This is a genomic window from Bacillus luti (assembly GCF_001884105.1).
Classification (GTDB): Bacteria; Bacillota; Bacilli; order Bacillales; family Bacillaceae_G; genus Bacillus_A; species Bacillus_A luti.
Genome location: NZ_MACI01000038.1, coordinates 1 through 22629, shown reverse-complemented (window position 1 = coordinate 22629; position 22629 = coordinate 1). Strand labels below are relative to the sequence as shown.

Genomic DNA, 22629 nt, shown 5'->3' with positions numbered 1-22629 from the left:
ATTGTAGATAGAGAAAAGAGTTGAAACATGATATGAATGCACGTAAGCAATTATGGATAGCAGTTATATGTATGACTTTTGTCGTAATGCTAGGAACACTAGGATTTATGACAATTGAAGAAATTAGTTTGTTTCAGGCATTTTGGATGACGATGATTACTGTATTGACGGTTGGATATGGAGATGCGGTACCTATAACGCAGGCGGGGAAAGTATTTGCACTTCTCATTATTCCTGTTGGAGTCGGTATTGTTACGTATGCAATCGGGGTAGTGGCAGCTATGATTATTGAAGGGAACCTATTTCATGCAGTACGGAGGAAGAAGATGGATAAACAAATAGCACAGTTGCAAAATCATATTATAGTGTGTGGTTGCGGTAGAGTGGGGCTCCAAGTTGTACATGAATTACAGGAGAAGAAAATTCCATTTGTCGTGGTGGATAAGGATGAAAGTATATTGGAACAGGAAAAACTTTTGTATGTACACGGGGATGCAACGGAAGATCAAGTGTTACATCATGCTGGAATTTCAAAAGCAGCGGGTTTAGTTGCTATTGTTGCCAATGATGCTGAAAATGTATTTATTACATTAACAGCGAGAGGATTAAACGACACAATTAAAATTGTTGCGAGAGCTGAAAAGCCAGAAACCGAAGAAAAATTAAGGCGTGCTGGTGCAAATAAAGTTATTAATCCATCTAGTATGGCAGGGATTCATATTGCAAAAGGTATTGCGAATCCGCTAACAGTTCATTATATTGATACAGTACTGTATGGAATAGATCAGTCATTTGTAATTGAAGAAATTTCAGTCGGAAAAGATTCTATCTTAACTAGTAAATCGTTACTAGAGAGTGATGTGAGGAATCAATTTGATGTGACAATTTTAGCGATTTTAAGAAATGGGGATATTATACATAATCCAACGGGGCAGGAAAAACTGCAAGAACGTGATATGATAATAGTATTTGGTTCAGTTGAGAAGCTGGGACAATTTGAGAAAGAACTACAAAGTAAGAGGTGACAAGGAATGCAAATATCGAGCGACAAGATTTTAAATAAAATGGCAAATGAAGTTGCAAAGGCAAAAAGTAGTGAAGGTCAAAAATCAAAAGAGCATTTATTAGTTGTGCGAGCATTATGTGATTTATTATTAGATGAACAAGTGGAATCCCACACGTATAGAGAGCCGCAAGTTCAATCACAAATAATTGGATCGCAGCCTATGACAACAGTCCAACCGGTTATGCCAGTTTCTGGAGAACCAGTATATATAAAAGAAGATGATGCAAACGGTAATTCTTTATTAGATTTTTAGGAGATAAATCGTTTGGCTTATATGTAAAAATTGCTTATGATAAAAGTAAAAAAGGGGAATTAGAATGAAAATTTTCTTTTTACTAGGTTGTATTGCAGCGGGGCTATCTGTTGCGTTAGGAGCCTTTGGAGCACACGGTTTAGAGAATAAAATTTCTGCAAAAATGTTAGAAGTTTGGAAAACAGGCGTTACATATCAAATGTTTCATGCAGGTGGACTATTTGTAGTTGCTTTATTGATGGATAAGATTCAATCATCACTTTTAACTACTGCTGGTTGGCTAATGGTAGCTGGGATTATTATGTTCTCAGGTAGTTTGTATGCATTAAGTACGACAGGCATTAAGTTCTTTGGTCCAATTACACCTCTTGGTGGTGTAGCGTTTATTGTGGCGTGGATTCTAGTAGGGACTGCGGTTGTAAAAGGATTATAAAAAACAAAAGCTGGCATTTGCCAGCTTTTTTTTATGGTCTTGGAGCATAAGTTGCTTGTTGACTAGGCAAATACGTAATTTCTTCTGGAAATTCTACGTAATCTAAGTAAATCATTAGTAGTAAATAACGTTTTCCTGATTGTGGTTCACTAATAACGATATGATCACGACCAGCTGCTTCAATAATACCTGTATAAGATTGTGTACCAAGAGAACTGCCACGCTCATAGGTCATTACAACTGTGGCTTGCTTACCCTTGTTTAAACGGAGGATATTTTCAATATATGATTGTTCTAATGGTAACATACCCTGAGAAACTGCAGCTTGAGCTGCTTGTTGCTGCATTGCTTGTTGTTGCATTGCCTGCTGTTGTTGTTGAGTCATTTGTTGCGGTTGTACGTAAGTTCCAGATGGTTGATAGAAACCTGTTCCGTAATACGGATTTTGTTGCTGTGCCATTCAAAAATCCCTCCTCATTATTAATCCTTAATATACGCCAGGACAATCCTCACCAGATGGCTGGAAGAAGCAGTGCTTTTTGAAGCGACCAGAGTTCTGTTGATTATACCAAGTTGGCGGACAAGGGCCTTCGGGTCTAAAAAACCATAAGGAAAAGTTGGCAGGCCAAAAACGTTGTCCTTGAATCGTTCGCCTTGCTAATGCGATATCTTGTTCTCTCGCACGCTGATAGAAATACCCTTTTTGAGTTGCCTCAAAACCACCAGGATTTTGATAAACCATTTGACGTAAATTACGTATTTTTTTAAAATCTAAACAATTTCCGCGGACACGATTTACCCCAACGTTTCCGACCATTAACATTCCTTGTTGCCCTTCTCCTTCAGCTTCAGCACGCATCAGTCTAGCTAATAACTTTACATCTTCTTCGTTATAAGCAATAACACCCATTATGTGTCACCTCTCTTTTTGGAATACCTTTTGGAAAGAGGTTTATTTCTAGATGAAGTGTGGAACGATTACTAGTTCATACGTATGAGAAAAAGGACTCAGATATGACAACCAAACGAAGTTTTACATGTAGAGAGAAAATAAAAAAAAGCTAGCTCGCGCTAGCTTTTTTATTAAAACACTTTAGACCATAATCCTGAGAAGAAATCACCAACTGAACGCATCGTTAACACGAACCAATTTGCTTTTTCAACTTCTTCTGTCGCTTTTGCAGTAACTTTCATACTTTTACTGCCGTCTAAGAAACCGTATTTATTATCAGTTGATTCTAAAACGATTGAACCGACCTTAGCATCTTTTTTAATCGGGGCAACTAAATGTCCATCTTCAGCGATGGATTTATCTGCTTCGGTCTCAATTTTATAAGGTGCCTTGCTACCTTTTTTCGCAATTACTGTTATTTCTTTTTCAGGTGCAACGGTTACTTGATCTTCTTGCCCTTTTACTACAGAGATTGTGTTATTTTTATCAACCTTTAGCTTTTGTTTTTCGAAGTTATTAAATCCATATTCGATTAATTCACGGGATTCTGTGAATCGCTCGTCCATTGATTTTGTTTTAATAATAACCGAGATAAGACGTAAATCACCGCGTTTCGCAGTAATAGTAAATCCATATCCAGCTGTATCAGAACTTCCTGTTTTTAAACCATCAGTACCTTCATAAGCGAAGGCAGCTCCTGGTAACATCCAGTTCCAGTTTTCCATACGAATTGGTTTTGGATGATTGTCTGGGAAGTTTCTAAATCTTTGTTTTGTATCCTCTAGCATTTCTGGATACTTTGTAATAATTGTTTTTGAAAGAATACCCATATCGCGAGCTGACATGGAGTTTTCTCCATTAGGGTCAGTACCTTCCGGATGTTTCCCTTTTAAATCAGCATTATTTAAACCAGTAGAGTTTACAAATTTATATTTCTTTAACCCTAGTTTTTTTGCATGTTCATTTGCTAGATTTAAGAAGTTCTTCTCACTTCCTGCAAGTAGCTCTGCTAAAGCAATACTAGACCCGTTTGCAGAGAAGATAACAATAGAATGATATAATTCTTTTACGGTATATTGACGTCCTTTCTCAAATGGCACGTTAGAGAATTCGTTATTACGAGAGACTTCATAAGCGTAATCGGAAATATTTACTTTCGTATCCCAAGTGATTTTCCCTTCTTTAATTGCTTCTAAAACAGCGTAAACAACAATTAATTTTGACATACTAGCAATAGCTAGTAGTTCATCTGGATTTTGTTCATGCAGTATTTTCCCTGTATCTGCATCAAATAGAAGTGCAGCAGCGGCTTCTATTTGTATTTTTTCTTCCGCATGGGATGTTGTTACTCCTAAGGAAGAAATTGACAATAGAAGCGCTAGTAAAATAGACAGGATTTTCTTCATATAAATTATCACCTTCGCATCGTTATTAGCATATAGCTCGTACCATTTTAGCATGAATTTGGATATAGAAAAGTTACAATTTTGTAAGGGATTTGTCGATTTTTGTTCAAATTTGCGGAAAAAAGAAGTTTTTTGAAAAGAAATATAGAAGGAAATAAAAAAAGGAACGAATTTCGTCCCTTTTTCAATATTATATGTGTAAAAATTTCTCTACTTTTTCGTCTGGTAAGATGTTTCCAACGAAGAATGTTCCGAATTCACCATAACGAGCACTTACTTCATCGAAGCGCATTTCGTATATAAGTTTCTTAAATTGAAGAACATCGTCAGCGAATAATGTTACGCCCCACTCGAAATCATCGAATCCAACAGATCCTGAAATAACTTGGCGTACTTTCCCTGCGTATTGGCGACCAATCTTGCTGTGGCTGTACATCATTTTTTTACGCTCTTCCATAGGAAGCATGTACCAGTTGTCATCACCTTGGCGACGCTTATCCATTGGATAGAAGCAAATATGATTTGCTTTCGGTAATTCAGGATATAAGCGAGCTAAAATTTGTGGATTTTGATATGGATCTTCATCAGCTGGAAGGTAGTTGCTTAGTTCAACAACAGATACGTAAGAATATGCAGGAACCATATATTCAGCTAATGTTGTTTTATTCAATTCTGTCTCAATTTCATTTAATTCTTCCATTGTTGGACGTAAAATCATAAGCATAATATCAGCTTTTTGGCCAACAACTGTATACATTGCATGACTGCCTTTTTTTGCAGTAGCTACTTCGTTCCATTTTTCAACGACATTTAAAAATTCAGACACTGCTTGTCCGCGTTCGTCGCTAGATAATGTTTTCCATGCAGCCCAATCAATAGAACGTAAATCATGTAAACAATACCAGCCATCTAACGTTGTTGTTGCTTCACTCATTCTATTCACCTCAGTTAATGATAGTTTTACACGTTAACTATAGCATATATAGTTTTAAAATCATCTATATAAAACTTCAGCGCATAAAATTGTCACATTTAAAGGAAAGAGGAGCCCTTAAATGGGCTGGATTCCATGGCTGAATTTTATGAAAAAATAATCATTTTCATTTTATCTATTTTTTAGGAGCTATAAGTTTAAAATATAGAGGAAAAGCAGTATTCTTAAAGATAGAGTTTTTTAACATTTGTAGGAGGGTTTATTCGTGAGCAATTTATTTACAACAGTAAAAGAAAAAGTTCAAGGAAAAGGCATTTCTATCGTACTTCCTGAAGGAACTGATGAAAGAATTTTAGGCGCTGCAGAGCGTTTAGCAAAAGAAGAGTTAGTAAAACCAATCTTAGTTGGTAATAAAGAAGAAATTAGCGCAAAAGCTGCTAGCATGAATTTAACATTAGCAGGCGTTGATATTTACGACCCAGCTACATACGAAGAAATGGATGCAATGGTAGCATCTTTCGTTGAACGCCGTAAAGGTAAAGCAACAGAAGAAGACGCTCGCAAAATCCTTAAAGACGAAAACTACTTCGGTACAATGCTTGTATACATGGGCAAAGCACACGGTTTAGTAAGTGGTGCAGCTCACTCTACAGCTGATACAGTTCGTCCAGCACTTCAAATTATTAAAACAAAACCAGGCGTTACAAAAACTTCTGGCGTATTCATCATGGTACGTGAAGAAGAGAAATATGTATTCGCTGATTGCGCAATTAACATTGCACCAAACAGCCAAGATTTAGCTGAAATCGGTATCGAAAGTGCGAAAACTGCTGAGTTATTCGGTATTGATCCACGCGTTGCTATGTTAAGCTTCTCTACAAAAGGTTCTGCGAAATCTCCAGAAACAGAAAAAGTTGTAGAAGCAACTCGCATTGCAAAAGAAATGGCTCCTGAGTTAACTTTAGATGGAGAATTCCAATTCGATGCTGCATTCGTACCATCTGTAGCTGAGAAAAAGGCTCCAGGTTCTACAATTAAAGGTGATGCTAACGTATTCGTATTCCCAAGCTTAGAAGCTGGTAACATCGGCTACAAAATCGCTCAACGCTTAGGTAACTTCGAAGCAGTAGGACCAATCTTACAAGGCTTAAACATGCCTGTAAATGACCTATCTCGTGGATGTAACGAAGAAGAAGTGTACAAGTTAGCTTTAATTACAGCAGCTCAAGCACTTTAATTCTAAAGTGAATTAATATGAAAAATGACCACCCTATTTCGTTTATAACGGAATGCGGGTGGTCATTTTTATTTTTCTAAGCCAAGTGCTTTATTATTACGATCAATAATACGTTGTAAATTCGTCTCATATAAAGGAATCTCATCTATTGTTAATTGAGATGGTGTTAACTTTGGAGCGAATTGTTGCAGTGTTTTTAAAAGACGCATCATTAAGTCTTGTACTGTAATGGTTTCGTCAAGTAATTCAGAGAGTGAGGCCATCGTACTAGGCACAATTTCAGGATACGTAAAGCGTGTTTCTTCGCCTTGAATTGCTACGTTGTAGAAATCACGAACGAGTGCGGCGCGCTTAGAGCCACTTCCTGTAGCGCAGAGATAAATTTGGACAGCGACACCACCACGAATACGGCGCTGTGAAATACCAGCGAATTTTTGATCGCGAATACTTAAATCGTAGCTACCAGGACAGTAAGAACCAACAATTTCTTTTGCCTCAATAGTAACATCGTAATCTTTTAACATTTCTTTAATTAAATGCCACATCGTATCGTATCCAAGATCAATATCGATACCTTTCTCTGTTTCTTGGAATAGAAGCGATACGTTTAAAACACCTTCATCTAATACGACCGCAAGTCCACCGGAATTACGAACGATGACATTGAAGTTGTTTTCTTTTAAAAAGGAAATACCTTCTTCTAAATGTGGTAGACGTGAATCTTGAATGCCAAGAACAATTGTATTGTGATGAACCCAAGAACGCATTGTTGCAGCTGATTGGCCATTTCCAATGCTTGTGCATAATGTGTCGTCCATTGCGAACGACTGAAGCGCATGGAATGTTGGTCCTAAACTAGACTGATCTACAATACGCCACTCCGGCTGAGATAAAATCGAACGGGAATTGCTCATATAATTAACCCCTTATCTTTAAAATGACAATCTCTATTATAGCAAAAATATAGAAAGATTCTAAAGTAGAAGAAGCGCATATGGTTGAAGTGAAAGAATAAAAAGGATGCATTAGATGCATCCTTTTTATTCTGCAATTTTTTCTAAATTACCGTTTCGATCCATTCGGAAAGATGTTTGTGAACGTTCCTCATCATCCATTACAGCCAATTTACGAGCTCGGTTCATAATATTCATAAGTGTTTCGTAATCTTCTTGTACAGTATGAGATTGCTTTTCTAATTTTTCTAGTTTCTTTTCCAGCTCTTCATTTCGTAGCATTTGGCCTTTAATTTCTTGTTTCAATCTCGTATTCTCGTTTTCAAGAGCTGTTACTTTTATATTTGAAGATCCGACTGTTTGTAAAAAGTAAATAACATCTTGCATTGTTATAGAGACCTTTGAAACGGGAACAGTAGGTTCTTGATATGGGCTAGCTTCTTTATATTGTACAGTTGTTTCTTCTTGTAATAGTTCTTCATAATCCACCATCGCTTCTGAAGCGGGTGGTGTATAAAGTAAACGTTTTTTGGCTTGTTCACCGCTTGCAGCACGCATTTTATCTTTACGATGTTTTTTTGCTAGTTGAAGAGCTTGTTCATAACTATAGCGAACAACAGCATTCCAACGGAAACCACAAGCAGCCGATGTACGATTTAACTGATCTCCGACTTCTTCAAATGCATTTAATTGAGTACTTCCTTCTCGAACATGACGCAGTACAGTTTCAGCAAGTAATAAATCATCTTCGTCCGTCCAAGCATCCTGTCTTACTTTCATAGATTCAACTCCCTTTCTTTTTATGAACTTCCTATTTTTATAATGGGCAAAAAAACGAGCTTTTATACAAAGCTTTTAAAAATATGGTAGATTTCGATGGAAGGGAAAAATTTCCCCATGAATGATGAGAGGTTCTGTAGGAGAGTATATAAATTATATAGAGAGTAGGCTATGTAGGGAGACTTGCAACGAGCTTCAAAGAACGGTAAAATACCATTTAGTGTTTATTTTTAAATGTACTTGAGAAAAGTTTGAAATAGAGGAAGTGTTATATATGGGAAACGAATTTCGTGTGTGCGATGATTGTCAGGCAACGAACGTTAAAACGTTGATTCCGAAGTTAAAAAAAGTAGATTCATGTGCAACGATTGAAGTTGGATGTCAGTCTTACTGTGGCCCTGGTCGTAAAAAATCATTCGCATTTGTAAATAACCGTCCAGTTGCGGCTCCAACAGAAGATGAGTTAATTACAAAGATTGAAGTAAAGTTAAATAAGTAAGAAAAAGAAGAGTGAGCAGATTCCTCTTCTTTTTTTATGCCCATAAGAGGAAAAAATTATTCTATGAGAGTGCACTTGGTCGGAACTAACATGCAATTTTAATGAACATCACTTGTTCATTAAAATTTCGATTTATATGAATTTGTATTTCAAAATAATAGTTGACAGTCTTTGGAAGCGATAGGTAGAATAGAAGGTGTCTGATTCTGAGAATCATTATCAAGAAAAAGTTAATTTGCTTAATTTTTTTATTGTTATTTGAGAATAAATTTCATTTCATATAAATATATGTTGTTGGTTAGGATGGTTGAGGGATGGAAGCGAGCGCAAGGAGTATAGAACAGCAAGAAGAGAGTGTCAAAGAGATTAAGAGCAGGCCGCTCGTTGCTTCTATTATTTTAATAGCGGGCACAGTTTTATTAGCTTTAAGTATGGCAGTTTCTATTTCATTTGGTGCTGCTGATATTAGCTTAAAGACGGTATGGCAAGCTGTGTTTCAGTTTGACGGTTCTATTACGCATCATAACGTAATTCAAGAACTTCGCATGCCTAGAGCGATAGGGGGCGTAGTTGCAGGTGCCTTTTTAGCGGTATCCGGAGCAATTATGCAAGGTATGACGAGAAACCCACTGGCATCACCATCTTTAATGGGGATTACAGATGGCGCTGTATTCGGAATTGCAATTATGTATGCATTCTTCCCTAATTCACCTTATTTAATGTTCGTTATCGCATCTTTTATTGGAGCTGCGTTTGGTGCGAGCATTGTATATGGAATTGGGTCTTCTTCACCAGGTGGATTAACACCTGTGAAATTAGCTTTAGCAGGTGCAGCAATTAGTGCTTTATTAGGGGCCATTTCATCTGGAATTGCGTTGTATTTCAATCTTGCCCAAGAGGTAAGTATGTGGAATGCAGGTGGAGTTGCTGGAGTGAAATGGGAAAGCATTAATATGCTAGTGCCGATCGGTCTAGTTTGTCTCTTTATCGCGATTATGATGTCGAGGTATATTACGATTTTGAGCTTCGGTGAAGAAATTGCAATTGGACTTGGTCAAAATACGACATTAATTAAATTCATTGGAACAGTACTTGTTCTTGTGTTAACAGGTTCTGCGGTTTCTATCGCGGGATCAGTTGGATTTGTTGGTCTTGTAATCCCACATATGACTCGTTTCCTTGTAGGCTCAGACTATAGGTGGGTTATTCCATGTTCTGCAGTCTTAGGTGGATTATTAATCGAGTGTGCAGATATGCTATCTCGCGTTATTAACCCGCCATTTGAAACGCCAATTGGAGCAATTACAGCGCTAATTGGGGTTCCATTCTTCCTCTACTTAGCACGTAACGAAGGGAGAGGGAAAATGTGAGGACGAACGTCTTAACAAAAAAGAACGTTTCTGTTTTAACAATTTTAGTAGGATTAATCGTTGCTGTATTTTTAGTGAGTTTAAATACAGGAACATTTAAAATCCCGCCAATGGACGTATTAAAGTCATTGGTTGGACTCGGGGCTGAAGATCAGTCTGTTATTTTATTTGAATTCCGTATGCCACGTATGGTTATTGCTATATTAGTTGGTTCTGCATTAGCTATGTCAGGAGCAATTTTGCAAGGGTTATCACGAAATCCACTTGCTGATCCGGGTATTATAGGTATTAACGCAGGTGCAGGATTAACAGTTGTTGTATTCGTCTACTTTTTCTTCGGAAAAGTTGGAACTGGTACACTTTTATCTGTATTTATCCTTCCATTTTTCGCACTAGTTGGTGCGATATTAGCAGCGGTTATTATTTATCTATTAGCATGGAAAGACGGCGTTTCATCCACTCGATTAATACTTGTAGGTATCGCTGTTGCAGCTGGATTTGGTGCTGTTAGTTTAATTTTTTCTATGAAGATGACATCGAATGATTTCCGTTTTGCTACGATTTGGTTAGCAGGAAGTCTATGGGGTACCGATTGGAAATTTGTATTAAGTGTACTTCCGTGGATGGTTATTTTCTTACCGCTAGCTATTAGTAAAGCACACATATTAAATGTAATGAACCTAGGCGATTCTACAGCTGTTGGTCTTGGTGTAAACGTAGAAAAAGAAAGACGTAAATTATTATTTATTGCAGTTTGTTTAGCGGGTGCATCCGTCGCTGTTGCCGGAGGAATTGGCTTTATCGGTTTAATGGCTCCGCATTTAGCGAGGCGCCTTGTTGGTGGCAAACATCAAATTATGTTGCCCACAGCTGCGTTAATAGGAACGTTCTTACTTTTATTTGCAGATGTAATTTCAAGAAGTGTGTTAACTACTTCAGAAATACCGGTCGGTCTAGTTATTTCTGTAATTGGTGCACCATATTTCATATACTTACTTATGAGGACAAAATAAAGGGAGGCTTTTTGCATGGCAACTTTAGCAGTTGATTCGGTATCTGTTGGCTATAATGAAGGGTTAATTATTGATGGATTAACAGTTGAAATTCCAGAAGGAAAAATTACGACGATTATTGGACCAAATGGTTGTGGGAAGTCCACATTATTAAAAACGGCTTCTCGTATTTTGAAAGCAAAAAAAGGTACTGTTTATCTTGACGGAAAAGCAATTGAGAAACAGCCAACAAAAGAAATCGCAAAGAAAATGGCGATCTTACCACAAACTGCAGAAGTGCCAACAGGTCTTACTGTATTTGAACTTGTTTCATATGGACGTTTTCCTCATCAAAAAGGATTTGGGACATTGAAAGAAGAGGATTATCGCTATATTCATTGGGCACTTGAAGTGACGGGAATGACAGAATTCGCAAATCGCCCAGCAGAAGCTTTATCAGGTGGTCAACGTCAACGTGTATGGATTGCGATGGCTCTTGCACAAGGAACAGATTTACTCGTGTTAGATGAACCAACAACATACTTAGATATGGCTCATCAACTTGAAGTATTAAACTTACTGAAAAAGCTAAACCAAGAAGAAGGCAGAACGATTGTTATGGTTATCCATGATTTAAACCATGCCTCTCGTTTCTCCGATCATATGATTGCATTAAAAGCAGGTAAGTTAATGAAACAAGGAACGCCAGATGAAGTTATGACAAGTGAAACACTTCGAAGTGTGTTTGAGATTGAAGCTCAAATCGTTCCATGTCCAGTAAACTGTAAACCGATTTGTTTAACATATGATTTAGCGATGATTAATAATCAATTGCGTAAAAAAGCATAAGTAGAACCCCCTCTTTAAGAGGGGGGACTTTTAATGGACGTTGAGCTTCTTATTCATGATATAGGAAGTTGAACGCCCGTTAGAATGGGTTATGAACAACGATTAATAAATATATATTGATTAATTGTTTCTTATAGTTCACTGTAACTTATAAGAGAAATACAGCTAGAAGGAGTGGAAACATGAAGAATTTTAAAATGGCACTATTAGCAATGGTACTAGTCGTTACTTCTGTACTATTTGCAGCTTGTTCTAACAAAGAAGAAGAGAAGAAAGCAGATGCGAAGGATGCGAAGACTGAAGAGCGCACTGTACAACATGCAAAAGGGGAAATTAAAATCCCTGCAAATCCAAAGAAAATTGCTGACCTTAGTGGTTCAACAGAAGAATTATTAATTTTTGGTATGAAGCCAATTATTACTGCTAATACATCTCAAGAAAAAATTGATACACATATTGCAAATAAATTAAAAGACGTTAAACCAGTTGGCTCTGCTTGGGGCGATAAAATTAACATCGAAGCAGTAGCTGCTGCAAAACCAGATTTAATTCTTGTAAACAATCGTCAAGAAAAAATTTATGATCAATTATCTAAAATTGCACCAACAGTTATGTTAAAAACTCCATTAGATCAATGGCGTCCAAAATTTGAAGAAGTAGGTCAAATCTTTGGTAAAGAGAAAGAAACAAAAGAATGGTTCAAACAGTATGATGAAAAAGCAAGCAAATTACATGACAAAATCATCGCGAAAACTGGCGATGCAACATTCATGAAAATGGCTGCATATCCAAATGCTTTCCGTGTATACGGTGACTACGGTTACGGTAGTGTAATCTTTAATGATTTAAAATTACCAGCAGTTAAAGGTACACCAACTGATAAACCGCTAGTACAAGTACAAAAAGAAGCTTTAATCGATTACAATCCGGATTACTTATTTGTATTTACAACTGGTGACGGTTCTCAACGCTTAAAAGAATTCCAAGAAGAATCAATTTGGAAAAACATGAACGCTGTTAAAAACAACCACGTATTTACAATTAAAAATGAAGACTTAAACAAAGGTTACTTCCCACTAGGTAAAGAAATGATCTTAGATGAAGTTGCTGAGTTCGTTTTAGGAAAATAATGTATAAGAAAAAATCACTTTTACTTCGGTAAAGGTGATTTTTTCTTTTTATAAAGGGAATTAATATAGTCTTTCATTTCTTTCTGTTTCCTATTTCGTTTATAATATATAGTAAGAATGCAGTAAGGAAAGGGGGATGTCGAAAAGTGGTATATTTAAACGACAAACTCAGCGAAACAAAAGTGTTTAAAGACCCAGTACATAAATATGTGCACGTGCGTGATCGCGTTATTTGGGATTTAATCGGAACGAAAGAATTTCAACGTTTGCGCCGTATTAAGCAGCTTGGAACGACATTTTTTACATTTCACGGTGCAGAGCATAGTCGCTTTACTCATTCGTTAGGTGTATATGAAATTATTCGTCGTATGATTGATGATGTGTTTGATGGCAGACCGAACTGGAATGCTGAAGATAGATTGTTATGTTTATGTGCGGCATTACTTCATGATGTCGGCCACGGCCCATTTTCTCACTCGTTTGAAAAAGTGTTTTCGCTAGATCATGAGAAATTCACACAAAAGATTATCGTTGGAGATACGGAAATTAATCGTATATTAAGCCGTGTGGATAAGGATTTTCCGCAAAAGGTAGCCGATGTAATCGCGAAAACATCCACTAATAAATTAGCGATTAGTATGATTTCAAGTCAAATTGATGCAGACCGTATGGATTATTTATTAAGAGATGCTTATTTCACAGGCGTAAAGTACGGCAACTTTGATATGGAACGTATACTACGTGTAATGCGTCCATACGGGAATCAAGTAGTCATTAAAAATAGTGGTATGCATGCTGTTGAGCATTATATTATGAGCCGTTATCAAATGTATTGGCAAGTGTATTTCCATCCAGTAACGCGCAGTGCCGAAGTTATTTTAACGAAGATTTTACACCGTGCGAAATCATTGCATGAGAAGTATTATACATTTAAAAATCACCCGGTTCATTTCTATTCTTTATTTGAAGAAGAAGTAACAGTAGAGGATTATTTAAAGCTAGACGAGAACGTTATGTATTACTACTTCCAAGTATGGCAAGACGAAGAGGATCCAATTTTAAGTGACTTATGCCGTCGCTTTATGAACCGAGATTTATTTAAATACGTAGAGTTTACAGATAAGCATGGTTTAGATAATTGGATGGAATTAAGTAGCTTATTTAAAAAGATTGGACTCGATCCAGAGTATTATTTAGTAGTTGATTCAACATCAGACTTACCATATGACTTTTATCGTGCTGGGGAAGAAGAAGAGCGTTTACCAATCTTACTTCTTATGCCGAACGGAGATCTTAGAGAGCTTTCACGTGAATCGGATATTGTTGAGGCGATTACTGGTAAGAAGAGAACGGATCAAAAATTATTCTATCCGCATGATTTAATCTATGAAGATGGAAGAAAAGGAAAATATAAAGAGAGAATTATTGAGTTATTAGAAGGAAAGAAATAAGAAGCAGCGAATGGCTGCTTCTTATGAAAGAGCTTGAAATTATTTGTCGCTTAAGCGTTTTCCGCCAACGGCATAATGGTTTTTAGACATTTCTTCGATGAAAACAACGATGTTTTCTTCAGGAGCACCAGTTGTTTCGCTTACTGCTGCTGTTACTTTCTCAGCAAGAGCTTTCTTTTGTTCCTCTGTGCGTCCTTCTAGCATTTTCACTGTTACGTATGGCATGTACAATCGCTCCTTTTATGTAAGTTACACTCTTATTATAGCGGATTATGGGGAAGAACAATCGAAAAAACAAATATTTTCTTTTTTTGACATATTGAAGAGGAGTTGTAGTATGGATCAGTTATTTAGATATCCATTGCAGGAAATCCCGTTAGTAGCAATGGCGATTATTATTGCGTTATCTGTGCATGAATTCGCACATGCGTATGTTGCATATAAATTTGGAGACGATACAGCGAAAAGACAAGGGCGTTTAACATTATCGCCGATGGCTCACTTAGACCCTATCGGGATGATTGCTGTATTGATTCTTGGATTCGGTTGGGCAAGACCAGTACCAGTTAACCCATATAACTTTAAAAGACCTCGCCTTGCGGGAATATTAGTTTCAATTGCAGGGCCAATTAGTAATTTAATTTTAAGTGCGATTGGTTTAATTATTTGGTATAGCTTAATAACATTTGGTGTGCTAGATGCAATTCCACCTGCAGTAGGAAAGACGTTAAGTCAATTCTTCCAGATTTTCATCGGGCTTAATATTGTTTTACTTGTATTTAACTTATTACCGATTCCACCACTTGATGGGTATCGCGTTGTGGAAGATTTAGCACCAGCAAATATTCGTGCGAAAATGACACAGTATGAAAAATATGGAGCAATTGCGTTATTAATTCTTGTTATTACACCGCTTAGCAATTACACAATTCAGCCTATTTTCAATGTTGTTATTCCGCATGTATTTGTATTTTTAGACAGTATCATTGCGCCTATTTTTGGGCTTTTATAATTAGTAAGCGAGGAGGAAGTTACATATGACTGAGAAAAAGAAAAAAATCGGTTTTAATATCGTAAAGAATGATTCAACAGATGGACATGGTGGATTTGGTGTTGGAGCATTAAGTCTAGAAAACATTTCACCTGTATTTGTCGATGTACTAGAGAAAACAGCATTCGTTGATATCGGAGCGATGCATGCGCGTAGTACAGTAGAAAAAGGAATTAAGTTTTTAACAAATAAAGATGAAGTTCCAAACGGCAAACCATTTTGGCTTGTTTGGGTGACGATTGAAAGAACGGCAACAGGTGCTTATTATGCTGGTGTAACAGCTTGTGAAATGACAGTTGACCGTGAAATTCGCCGCGGATATAAATCACTTCCAGAGCATGTAAACAAAATGGATAAATCAATGAAGCGTCACATTATGGTTGACCATATGGATGAATCATCTAAAAAAGTACTTGGTACGTTCTTGAAAGAACATAATGAAGCAATTTGGAACGAATCTAGTGAAGAATTGCGCCGTGCATTATTAAGTGAATAAAAAATAGCTGACGGATGCCCGTCAGCTATTTTTTTTACCAAGGAAGGTATTTTTTCCACCAGCTTGCTTTCGTCTTTTCTTCACTGTTTTTTTCAAATTCCTCTTTATCATCAACATGATCCATACAATATTCCGTCGGTTCTGTACCTTTTGCAAAATACATTTTAACTGAAATTGGACAGTTTTTTGTAGCGATTTTTCCGTTTTCTGGATTGATATTGACTGCTACGACATCGCTTGGTTGTTTAAATTCTTTTTTAGGTTGACCATCTAAGCCTTTTTCCATCGTATCGGTCCATATTTTTTTCGCATACCCTTGTTCTGCTACATTTGAAATCGATTTAGGTTGATCGTATCCAACCCATACACCAGTGACGATTTGCGGAGTGAATCCAATCATCCAACTATCCGTTTCCGTAGAACCAGACTTACCGGCATATGTTCTGGATAGCTTTGATAACATCGATTGACCGGTCACAGCGGCATAACTGCTTAGGTTTTTATTAAACATACCCGTCATCATTTCTTCCATCACAAACGCTTTGCTTTTATCGAGAACTTGTTTGCTCTCTAAATGAGCATCGTATAGCATGTTTCCTTCATGATCCATAATGCGGCGAATAAAGGTTGGTTTTACTTCTTTTCCACCATTGGCAAACATGCTATAAGCGTTAACCATCTCAAGTGGTTTTACTGGAGATGTACCGAGAGCTAGAGAAGGTACATCTTTTAACGCACTCGTAATTCCAAATTGTTTTGCCGTTTTTGTGAGTATATCTTCTCCTAAAAACAAATTGGTTTTTACAGCATATACATTATCAGATACTGCAAGGGCCTGTGCCATCGTTACAAAATCGTCTGCATAATAGTCTTTATAGTTTTTCGGTTTATATTTTGAAACACCATCACCTAAAGTGAATACAGTGTATTCGCTTTTTAAGCGCGTAGCGGGAGTGAATCCTCGTTCTAAGGCTGCATAATATAGAAAGGGTTTAAATGTAGAACCAGGCTGACGAGCGGCCTGTGTAGCCCTGTTAAATTGACTCTTATTGTAATCAGTGCCACCAACGAGAGCAGCCACTTCACCCGTTTTTGGGTTCATAGAGACAAGAGCTGTTTGTATGTTTGTTGTGTCAGGGATATGATCTTTTACGGCTTGCTCTGCTACAGATTGTAATTTAGGATCTAGCGTTGTGTAAATACGCAAGCCACCTTTTTGTAAGGCCTGTTCATCTAATCCGATATCACGAAGAAGAGAAACTTGTACAGCATCTTGGAAATAAGGCGCGACCTCTGCTACTTTTTTCGCATCTAATGAGGCAAAAGTTAGTGGCTCTTTCTTTGCTGAAGTTGCTTGTTTCTTCGTAATATAACCTTGTTCTACCATTTCATCTAATATGAGAGATTGTCGTCCTTTTGCACGATCCTCTTTTAAAAAGGGAGAATAGACACTAGGTCCTTTCGGGATACCTGCAAGCATACTAGCTTCCGCTAATGTTAATTCTTTTGCTGTTTTATCGAAATATAGACGAGATGCAGCTTCGATTCCGTAAGCACCATGTCCGTAATAAATTGTATTTAAATATCCTTCTAAAATATGATTTTTATTATAATTCACTTCAAGGCGGATAGTGTACATCGCCTCTAATAGTTTTCGTTTCCACGTTTTATCATGATCTAAATATAGATTACGTGCATATTGTTGTGTAATCGTACTCGCTCCTTGCACCTTTGCCATCGCCTTTAAATCAGCGACAATTGCACCTGCAATACGTTTTATATCAAAGCCGTGATGTTTATAAAATCTTTGATCTTCGATAGAAAGTGTCGCTTCTTTTACATAAGGAGAAATGTCATTCAGAGAGACATTGTAGCGTTTCTGTATTGCATTACTTTGTCCTATAACAGTGTCATCATTAGCATAAAAGACACTTGTTTGCGGAACCGCAACAGGGGGAGGACCCATAATTTTTGCAACTATAAGAATAACAAAAAAGGAAAAAACGAAGAAAAGGACGCAAGAAAACATTGCGGTGAAGAAAAGACGTTTATATTTTTTAAGTTTTGGATTCATAGTTTGATCCATCTTTTTTCAGCCCCTCATTAATACAAGCGTTATTGTATTAGTATTGAGGGTTTTGAGTTATTTTAAACAATGAAATTTCGAAAATAAAAAAGCCCCTTCCATTAAGAAAGGAGCTCAAAGGCACGTGCTGGCCAATCAGTAATAATGACATCTACACCGTAATCAATCATAGTTTGTAAATCTTTGTATTCGTTAATTGTGTAAGGGCGGAAAACATATCCTTGTCCCTGTGCTAATTGGACAAACTCTTTCGTTAATAATTGAAAGTTTGGGTGTAATCCAGTTGCTTCTCGTTTGTTTGCTTCAGCAATAGGATCTGCAAGTGGTGTATCGTACAAAATTGCTCTTGGAATTTCTGGAGCAATTTCTGCTAATAATGAAACGGAATCATGGTTAAATGATGAAAATACAATTTGATTGGACAGATGATATTCGCGAACAAGGGCAACAACTTTTTCTTCAATAGTTGGATAGTGAATCACATCTGTTTTTAATTCAATGTTAAGTTGTAAGTTTGTTGTAGAGAGCCAAATAAATACTTCGCGTAACGTTGGGATTTTTGCTTCATGGAAAGAAGGATCTTTAAAGCTACCGGCATCTAAAGCTTGTAATTCTTCTACAGTTTTGTCGGAAACAAGTCCTACGCCATTTGTTGTGCGGTCCACTGTTTCATCGTGAATCACGACAAGTTCACCATCTTTTGATAGATGGACATCAAGTTCAATTCCATGAGCGCCAATGCGTTCAGCTTCTTGGAAGGCAATCATCGTATTTTCGGGATGTGTTCCTTTGACCCCGCGGTGAGCGAAAATAAGTGGTTTACTCATGTTAGATTCTCCTTATTATCTCTTTTCTTTCATTATGAAACTGCTTGGGGAAAAACACAATTGAACAGGGGAAATATTTACAAACCCCTAACAGTTGCGTAAAAGTTAACGTTAACGTAAAATGTAATAGTTGAGTGAAGGGAGGAATAAACATGTATAAAATCGATGAAGTAACAAAGCAAGTTGGTTTAACGAAACGTACACTTCGTTATTATGAGGAAATTGGTTTAATTCATCCCCCGGAGCGTAGTGAGGGGAACATTCGTCTGTATACAGATGAGGATATTGCAAGAATTAAAAGGATTGTAGAAGCGAAAGAAGTACTTGGAATTACACTTCAAGAAATGCAACACTTCTTATCATTAAAAGAAAGAATGGAACAAAGGAGAAATAGCGAGAACCCTCGTGATCGCGAAGTGATTCAAGAAATTAAAGAGATGCTTGCAAAACAAGTGCAAACGTTAGACGAGAAAATGGAGCAAATGCAGCGTGTAAAAGCGGAACTTGAGGATAGTTTACATCGTGCAGTGACATTTTTAGATAGTACAAAAGGAGAGTAATCAAAATGGAGAGCAAACAAAAACTAGGGAGATTGATTACAGTGGTGGCTACCTTTCTTGCCTTTTCGGGTATAGGGGTAGTCGACCCAATTTTGCCGATTATTGCTGAAAAAATTGGTGCAACGCATTGGCAAGTCGAGATGTTATTTACAGCTTATATTTTAACGATGGCAATTATGATGTTACCAGCTGGAATATTTGCATCAAGATTTGGTGATAAACGAATGATGACAATCGGTCTTGCAATTGTGACTGTATTTGCGTTTATATGCGGTATATCGCAAACGATTGCTCAATTATCTCTTTTCCGTGCTGGATGGGGACTAGGAAATGCGATGTTTTTTGCGACGGCAATGACACTTTTAATAGCATTAAGTAAAGAAGTTCATGAAGCAGTTGGGTTATATGAAGCAGCTATCGGTTTAGGGATGGCAGGCGGACCGTTATTAGGTGGTATATTAGGTGGACATTCTTGGCGTTACCCATTTTTCGCAACGAGTATTTTAATTTTCTTAGCATTTATTTTAGTTTTCTTTTTTGTAAAAGAACCAGAGCGAAAAGTGAAGCGTAAAGCAGCTGGCATGGGAGAATTACTTAACCTGGTGAAGTATAAACCATTTATGCAAGGTGCCATTTCAGGGATGTTATATTATTACGGATTTTTCGTCGTTTTAGCATATTCACCACTTGTTATGCATTTATCTGCCATTCAATTAGGTTTTGTATTTTGTGGATGGGGATTAGCGCTAGCTTACGGATCAGCAATTTTAGCGCATAAGCTAGAAGGAAAATATGAACCAAAGACAGTATTAAAGGGTAGTTTACTCGTATTTGCGATGTTATTAATTGCGCTATTCTTCGTGAAAATTATGTGGTTACAAATCGTATTAATCGTTCTATCTGGATTAGCATCCGGATTAAATAATGCGTTATTTACAAGTTATGTAATGGATATTTCACCTTATGAAAGATCTGTTACGTCAGGTGTATATAACTTTGTCCGTTGGTTAGGGGGCGCGATTGCTCCAATTTTATCAGGAGTTATCGGTCATACAGTTTCGCCGCAAAGTCCGTTTTTAGTTGGTGGGATTGTTGTGTTAGTTGGTTGTGTAATGATCTTAATCCCGATTCGTAAACCAGTAGAAATAGAGAAAAAAGCCCTTTCTTAAGAAAGGGTTTTCTTTCCTATTACAGGACAAACCCTTTTCATATATATGTTAGAACCCTCTGACTAAAATATATTTTCGGTATTTTTATACTTTTAACTATACTTTTTGGATGTTTTGTTTTATTTTTGTTAGGGGACATTAATGATGTCCCCTATTATAAATTTGCACTGAAAGGCGTGATTGTACGATGGAACTATGGTTCACTGAAAAACAAACAAAACATTTTGGAATTACTGCGCGTATTAACCGCACATTACATACGGAGCAAACAGAATTCCAAAAACTTGATATGGTTGAAACGGAAGAGTTCGGAAACATGCTTATTTTAGACGGCATGGTTATGACAACAGAAAAAGATGAGTTCGTTTATCATGAAATGGTAGCGCACGTACCTTTATTTACACATCCAAACCCTGAAAACGTTTTAGTTGTAGGTGGTGGTGATGGCGGTGTTATTCGTGAAGTGTTAAAACACCCAAGCGTAAAAAAAGCTACTCTTGTTGAGATTGACGGAAAAGTAATCGAGTACTCTAAACAGTACTTACCATCAATTGCAGGCGCATTAGACAATGAGCGTGTAGAAGTGAAAGTAGGAGACGGTTTCCTACATATCGCGGAAAGCGAAAATGAATATGACGTAATTATGGTAGATTCTACTGAGCCAGTTGGACCAGCAGTAAACTTATTTACAAAAGGTTTCTACGCTGGAATCTCTAAAGCGTTAAAAGAAGACGGTATTTTCGTTGCACAAACGGACAACCCTTGGTTCACACCAGAACTAATTACGACTGTGTTTAAAGATGTAAAAGAGATTTTCCCAATTACTCGTTTATACACAGCAAACATTCCGACATACCCAAGTGGACTTTGGACATTCACAATCGGATCTAAAAAACATGATCCATTAGAAGTAAGTGAAGAGCGTTTCCACGAAATTGAAACGAAATACTACACAAAAGAATTGCACAATGCAGCATTCGCATTACCGAAATTTGTTGGCGATTTAATTAAGTAAGAGAATCGAATTGTAACAAATAAAGTGTAAATAGCTCATTTAAGGTGTTTGTCCAGAAGACTTGAACATGCTAGCTATTTACACTTCTGTAAAGAAAATAGTCTTCTTGTTATGAAACAGAAGACCCCGGTAAATCGAGAAAGAGGAGCAACTCGCTCCAAATTTGAGAAATATGAAAGGTTGGGATACCTTAAGTTCCACATAAGGAGGAAAAGAATATGCGTTTTGATGAAGCTTATTCAGGTAAAGTATTTATTAAAAGTCATCCAAGTTTTGAAGAGTCAAAGGTAGTTATTTATGGGATGCCTATGGATTGGACAGTAAGTTACCGTCCAGGATCTCGCTTTGGCCCTGCACGTATTCGTGAAGTATCAATCGGTCTTGAAGAATATAGCCCATATTTAGATCGTGAACTAGAAGAGGTAAAATATTTTGATGCGGGTGATATCCCATTACCATTCGGAAACGCACAACGCAGCTTAGACATGATTGAAGAGTATGTATCAAAACTTTTAGATGCCGGTAAGTTTCCACTAGGTCTCGGCGGTGAGCACTTAGTGTCTTGGCCAATTTTTAAGGCAATGGCAAAAAAATATCCGGATTTAGCAATCATCCACATGGATGCTCATACTGATTTACGTGAATCGTATGAAGGGGAGCCTTTATCCCACTCTACACCAATTCGTAAAGTGTGTGATTTAATTGGTCCGGAAAACGTATATTCTTTCGGAATTCGTTCTGGAATGAAGGAAGAATTTGAATGGGCAAAAGAAGTAGGTATGAACTTATACAAATTTGACGTATTAGAACCGTTAAAAGAAGTATTACCGAAACTTGCAGGACGCCCAGTCTATGTCACAATTGACATTGACGTATTAGACCCAGCTCACGCTCCAGGAACAGGAACGTTAGAAGCTGGAGGTATCACATCTAAAGAATTATTAGATTCCATCGTCGCAATTGCAAATTCAAATATAAATGTAGTTGGAGCGGACTTAGTAGAAGTGGCTCCTGTCTACGACCATAGTGATCAAACACCAGTCGCAGCAAGCAAATTCGTGCGGGAAATGCTGCTCGGTTGGGTAAAGTAAAAGCGGAAGCAGCTCGCCCAGAATCGCAG

Annotated in this window: 25 protein-coding genes; 16 read left to right on the top strand and 9 right to left on the bottom strand. The window is 37.2% G+C overall.

Going from position 1 to position 22629, the window contains the following annotated elements; genetic code table 11:
• Positions 1 to 32: 32 nt before the first annotated feature.
• The 3 genes from BAQ48_RS09190 (at position 33) to BAQ48_RS09180 (ending at position 1752) form a co-directional block, all read left to right on the top strand.
• On the top strand, positions 33 to 1025 hold the full coding sequence (locus BAQ48_RS09190) for a potassium channel family protein (protein WP_071710830.1): 993 nt from the start codon (positions 33 to 35) through the stop codon (positions 1023 to 1025).
• 6 nt (positions 1026 to 1031) lie between these two features.
• The gene (locus BAQ48_RS09185) at positions 1032 to 1319 is read left to right on the top strand and encodes a YwdI family protein (protein WP_001167360.1); all 288 of its coding nucleotides are present in this window, start codon (positions 1032 to 1034) and stop codon (positions 1317 to 1319) included.
• 64 nt (positions 1320 to 1383) lie between these two features.
• A complete protein-coding gene (locus BAQ48_RS09180) occupies positions 1384 to 1752 on the top strand; it encodes a DUF423 domain-containing protein (RefSeq protein WP_000688311.1) in 369 nt (122 codons plus the stop codon).
• Between the two features lie 31 nt (positions 1753 to 1783).
• Here the strand turns inward: BAQ48_RS09180 and gerQ are convergent, their stop codons facing one another.
• From gerQ to hemQ, 4 genes are all read right to left on the bottom strand, one after another.
• On the bottom strand, positions 1784 to 2212 hold the full coding sequence (gerQ, locus tag BAQ48_RS09175) for a spore coat protein GerQ (RefSeq protein WP_071710829.1): 429 nt from the start codon (positions 2210 to 2212) through the stop codon (positions 1784 to 1786).
• A gap of 27 nt (positions 2213 to 2239) precedes the next feature.
• Positions 2240 to 2662 (bottom strand): cell wall hydrolase CwlJ, encoded by a 423-nt coding sequence (gene cwlJ / locus BAQ48_RS09170; RefSeq protein WP_000538163.1) that lies wholly within the window; start codon positions 2660 to 2662, stop codon positions 2240 to 2242.
• 173 nt (positions 2663 to 2835) lie between these two features.
• Positions 2836 to 4116, bottom strand: a complete 1281-nt coding sequence (locus tag BAQ48_RS09165) for a serine hydrolase (RefSeq protein WP_116758498.1) — start codon at positions 4114 to 4116, stop codon at positions 2836 to 2838.
• 184 nt (positions 4117 to 4300) lie between these two features.
• Complete coding sequence (gene hemQ / locus BAQ48_RS09160) at positions 4301 to 5044, bottom strand: hydrogen peroxide-dependent heme synthase (RefSeq protein WP_001287595.1); 744 nt, start codon at positions 5042 to 5044, stop codon at positions 4301 to 4303.
• Between the two features lie 265 nt (positions 5045 to 5309).
• Between hemQ and pta the strand changes: the two genes are divergently transcribed.
• On the top strand, positions 5310 to 6281 hold the full coding sequence (gene pta / locus BAQ48_RS09155; protein ID WP_000067215.1) for a phosphate acetyltransferase: 972 nt from the start codon (positions 5310 to 5312) through the stop codon (positions 6279 to 6281).
• 68 nt (positions 6282 to 6349) lie between these two features.
• Here pta and lipL read toward each other — a convergent pair whose 3' ends face one another.
• Both lipL and BAQ48_RS09145 read right to left on the bottom strand, forming a co-directional pair.
• Positions 6350 to 7195, bottom strand: a complete 846-nt coding sequence (gene lipL, locus BAQ48_RS09150) for an octanoyl-[GcvH]:protein N-octanoyltransferase (RefSeq protein WP_071710827.1) — start codon at positions 7193 to 7195, stop codon at positions 6350 to 6352.
• 126 nt (positions 7196 to 7321) lie between these two features.
• Entirely contained in the window at positions 7322 to 8014 is a 693-nt protein-coding gene (locus tag BAQ48_RS09145; RefSeq protein ID WP_071710826.1) for an RsfA family transcriptional regulator, read from the bottom strand.
• Positions 8015 to 8288: 274 nt separating this feature from the next.
• Here BAQ48_RS09145 and BAQ48_RS09140 point away from each other — a divergent pair, with 274 nt between their 5' ends.
• From BAQ48_RS09140 to BAQ48_RS09115, 6 genes are all read left to right on the top strand, one after another.
• A complete protein-coding gene (locus tag BAQ48_RS09140) occupies positions 8289 to 8513 on the top strand; it encodes a YuzB family protein (protein WP_000526076.1) in 225 nt (74 codons plus the stop codon).
• A gap of 314 nt (positions 8514 to 8827) precedes the next feature.
• On the top strand, positions 8828 to 9883 hold the full coding sequence (locus BAQ48_RS09135; RefSeq protein WP_000388287.1) for a FecCD family ABC transporter permease: 1056 nt from the start codon (positions 8828 to 8830) through the stop codon (positions 9881 to 9883).
• Positions 9880 to 10896: a FecCD family ABC transporter permease gene (locus BAQ48_RS09130; protein WP_071710825.1), complete on the top strand. Its 1017-nt coding sequence runs from the start codon at positions 9880 to 9882 to the stop codon at positions 10894 to 10896. The genes BAQ48_RS09135 and BAQ48_RS09130 overlap by 4 nt, the downstream gene beginning before the upstream one ends.
• Positions 10897 to 10911: 15 nt before the next feature.
• Positions 10912 to 11724, top strand: a complete 813-nt coding sequence (locus tag BAQ48_RS09125) for an ABC transporter ATP-binding protein (RefSeq protein WP_071710824.1) — start codon at positions 10912 to 10914, stop codon at positions 11722 to 11724.
• 182 nt (positions 11725 to 11906) lie between these two features.
• Positions 11907 to 12854, top strand: a complete 948-nt coding sequence (locus BAQ48_RS09120; RefSeq protein WP_071710823.1) for an ABC transporter substrate-binding protein — start codon at positions 11907 to 11909, stop codon at positions 12852 to 12854.
• A gap of 146 nt (positions 12855 to 13000) precedes the next feature.
• Positions 13001 to 14305 (top strand): HD domain-containing protein, encoded by a 1305-nt coding sequence (locus BAQ48_RS09115; protein ID WP_000262733.1) that lies wholly within the window; start codon positions 13001 to 13003, stop codon positions 14303 to 14305.
• A gap of 39 nt (positions 14306 to 14344) precedes the next feature.
• Here the strand turns inward: BAQ48_RS09115 and BAQ48_RS09110 are convergent, their stop codons facing one another.
• Complete coding sequence (locus tag BAQ48_RS09110) at positions 14345 to 14530, bottom strand: 2-hydroxymuconate tautomerase (RefSeq protein WP_001147171.1); 186 nt, start codon at positions 14528 to 14530, stop codon at positions 14345 to 14347.
• Positions 14531 to 14642: 112 nt separating this feature from the next.
• On the opposite strand from BAQ48_RS09110, the gene BAQ48_RS09105 reads away from it, so the two are divergent.
• Both BAQ48_RS09105 and BAQ48_RS09100 read left to right on the top strand, forming a co-directional pair.
• Positions 14643 to 15317, top strand: a complete 675-nt coding sequence (locus BAQ48_RS09105) for a site-2 protease family protein (RefSeq protein WP_071710822.1) — start codon at positions 14643 to 14645, stop codon at positions 15315 to 15317.
• A 25-nt stretch (positions 15318 to 15342) separates the two neighbouring features.
• The gene (locus tag BAQ48_RS09100) at positions 15343 to 15852 is read left to right on the top strand and encodes a YwhD family protein (RefSeq protein ID WP_000136683.1); all 510 of its coding nucleotides are present in this window, start codon (positions 15343 to 15345) and stop codon (positions 15850 to 15852) included.
• 34 nt (positions 15853 to 15886) lie between these two features.
• Here the strand turns inward: BAQ48_RS09100 and BAQ48_RS09095 are convergent, their stop codons facing one another.
• Positions 15887 to 17938, bottom strand: coding sequence for a transglycosylase domain-containing protein (locus BAQ48_RS09095; RefSeq protein ID WP_071710821.1), 2052 nt, complete (start codon positions 17936 to 17938; stop codon positions 15887 to 15889).
• Between the two features lie 101 nt (positions 17939 to 18039).
• Complete coding sequence (locus BAQ48_RS09090; protein WP_071710820.1) at positions 18040 to 18765, bottom strand: glycerophosphodiester phosphodiesterase; 726 nt, start codon at positions 18763 to 18765, stop codon at positions 18040 to 18042.
• 152 nt (positions 18766 to 18917) lie between these two features.
• On the opposite strand from BAQ48_RS09090, the gene BAQ48_RS09085 reads away from it, so the two are divergent.
• The 4 genes from BAQ48_RS09085 to speB all read left to right on the top strand — a co-directional run bounded on the left by BAQ48_RS09085 (position 18918) and on the right by speB (position 22600).
• Entirely contained in the window at positions 18918 to 19325 is a 408-nt protein-coding gene (locus tag BAQ48_RS09085) for a MerR family transcriptional regulator (protein WP_000276563.1), read from the top strand.
• A gap of 5 nt (positions 19326 to 19330) precedes the next feature.
• Complete coding sequence (locus BAQ48_RS09080) at positions 19331 to 20494, top strand: MFS transporter (protein ID WP_071710819.1); 1164 nt, start codon at positions 19331 to 19333, stop codon at positions 20492 to 20494.
• A 187-nt stretch (positions 20495 to 20681) separates the two neighbouring features.
• On the top strand, positions 20682 to 21509 hold the full coding sequence (gene speE, locus BAQ48_RS09075) for a polyamine aminopropyltransferase (protein WP_000424696.1): 828 nt from the start codon (positions 20682 to 20684) through the stop codon (positions 21507 to 21509).
• A gap of 218 nt (positions 21510 to 21727) precedes the next feature.
• Positions 21728 to 22600, top strand: coding sequence for an agmatinase (speB, locus tag BAQ48_RS09070; protein ID WP_048528013.1), 873 nt, complete (start codon positions 21728 to 21730; stop codon positions 22598 to 22600).
• The last annotated feature ends 29 nt before the right edge of the window (positions 22601 to 22629 follow it).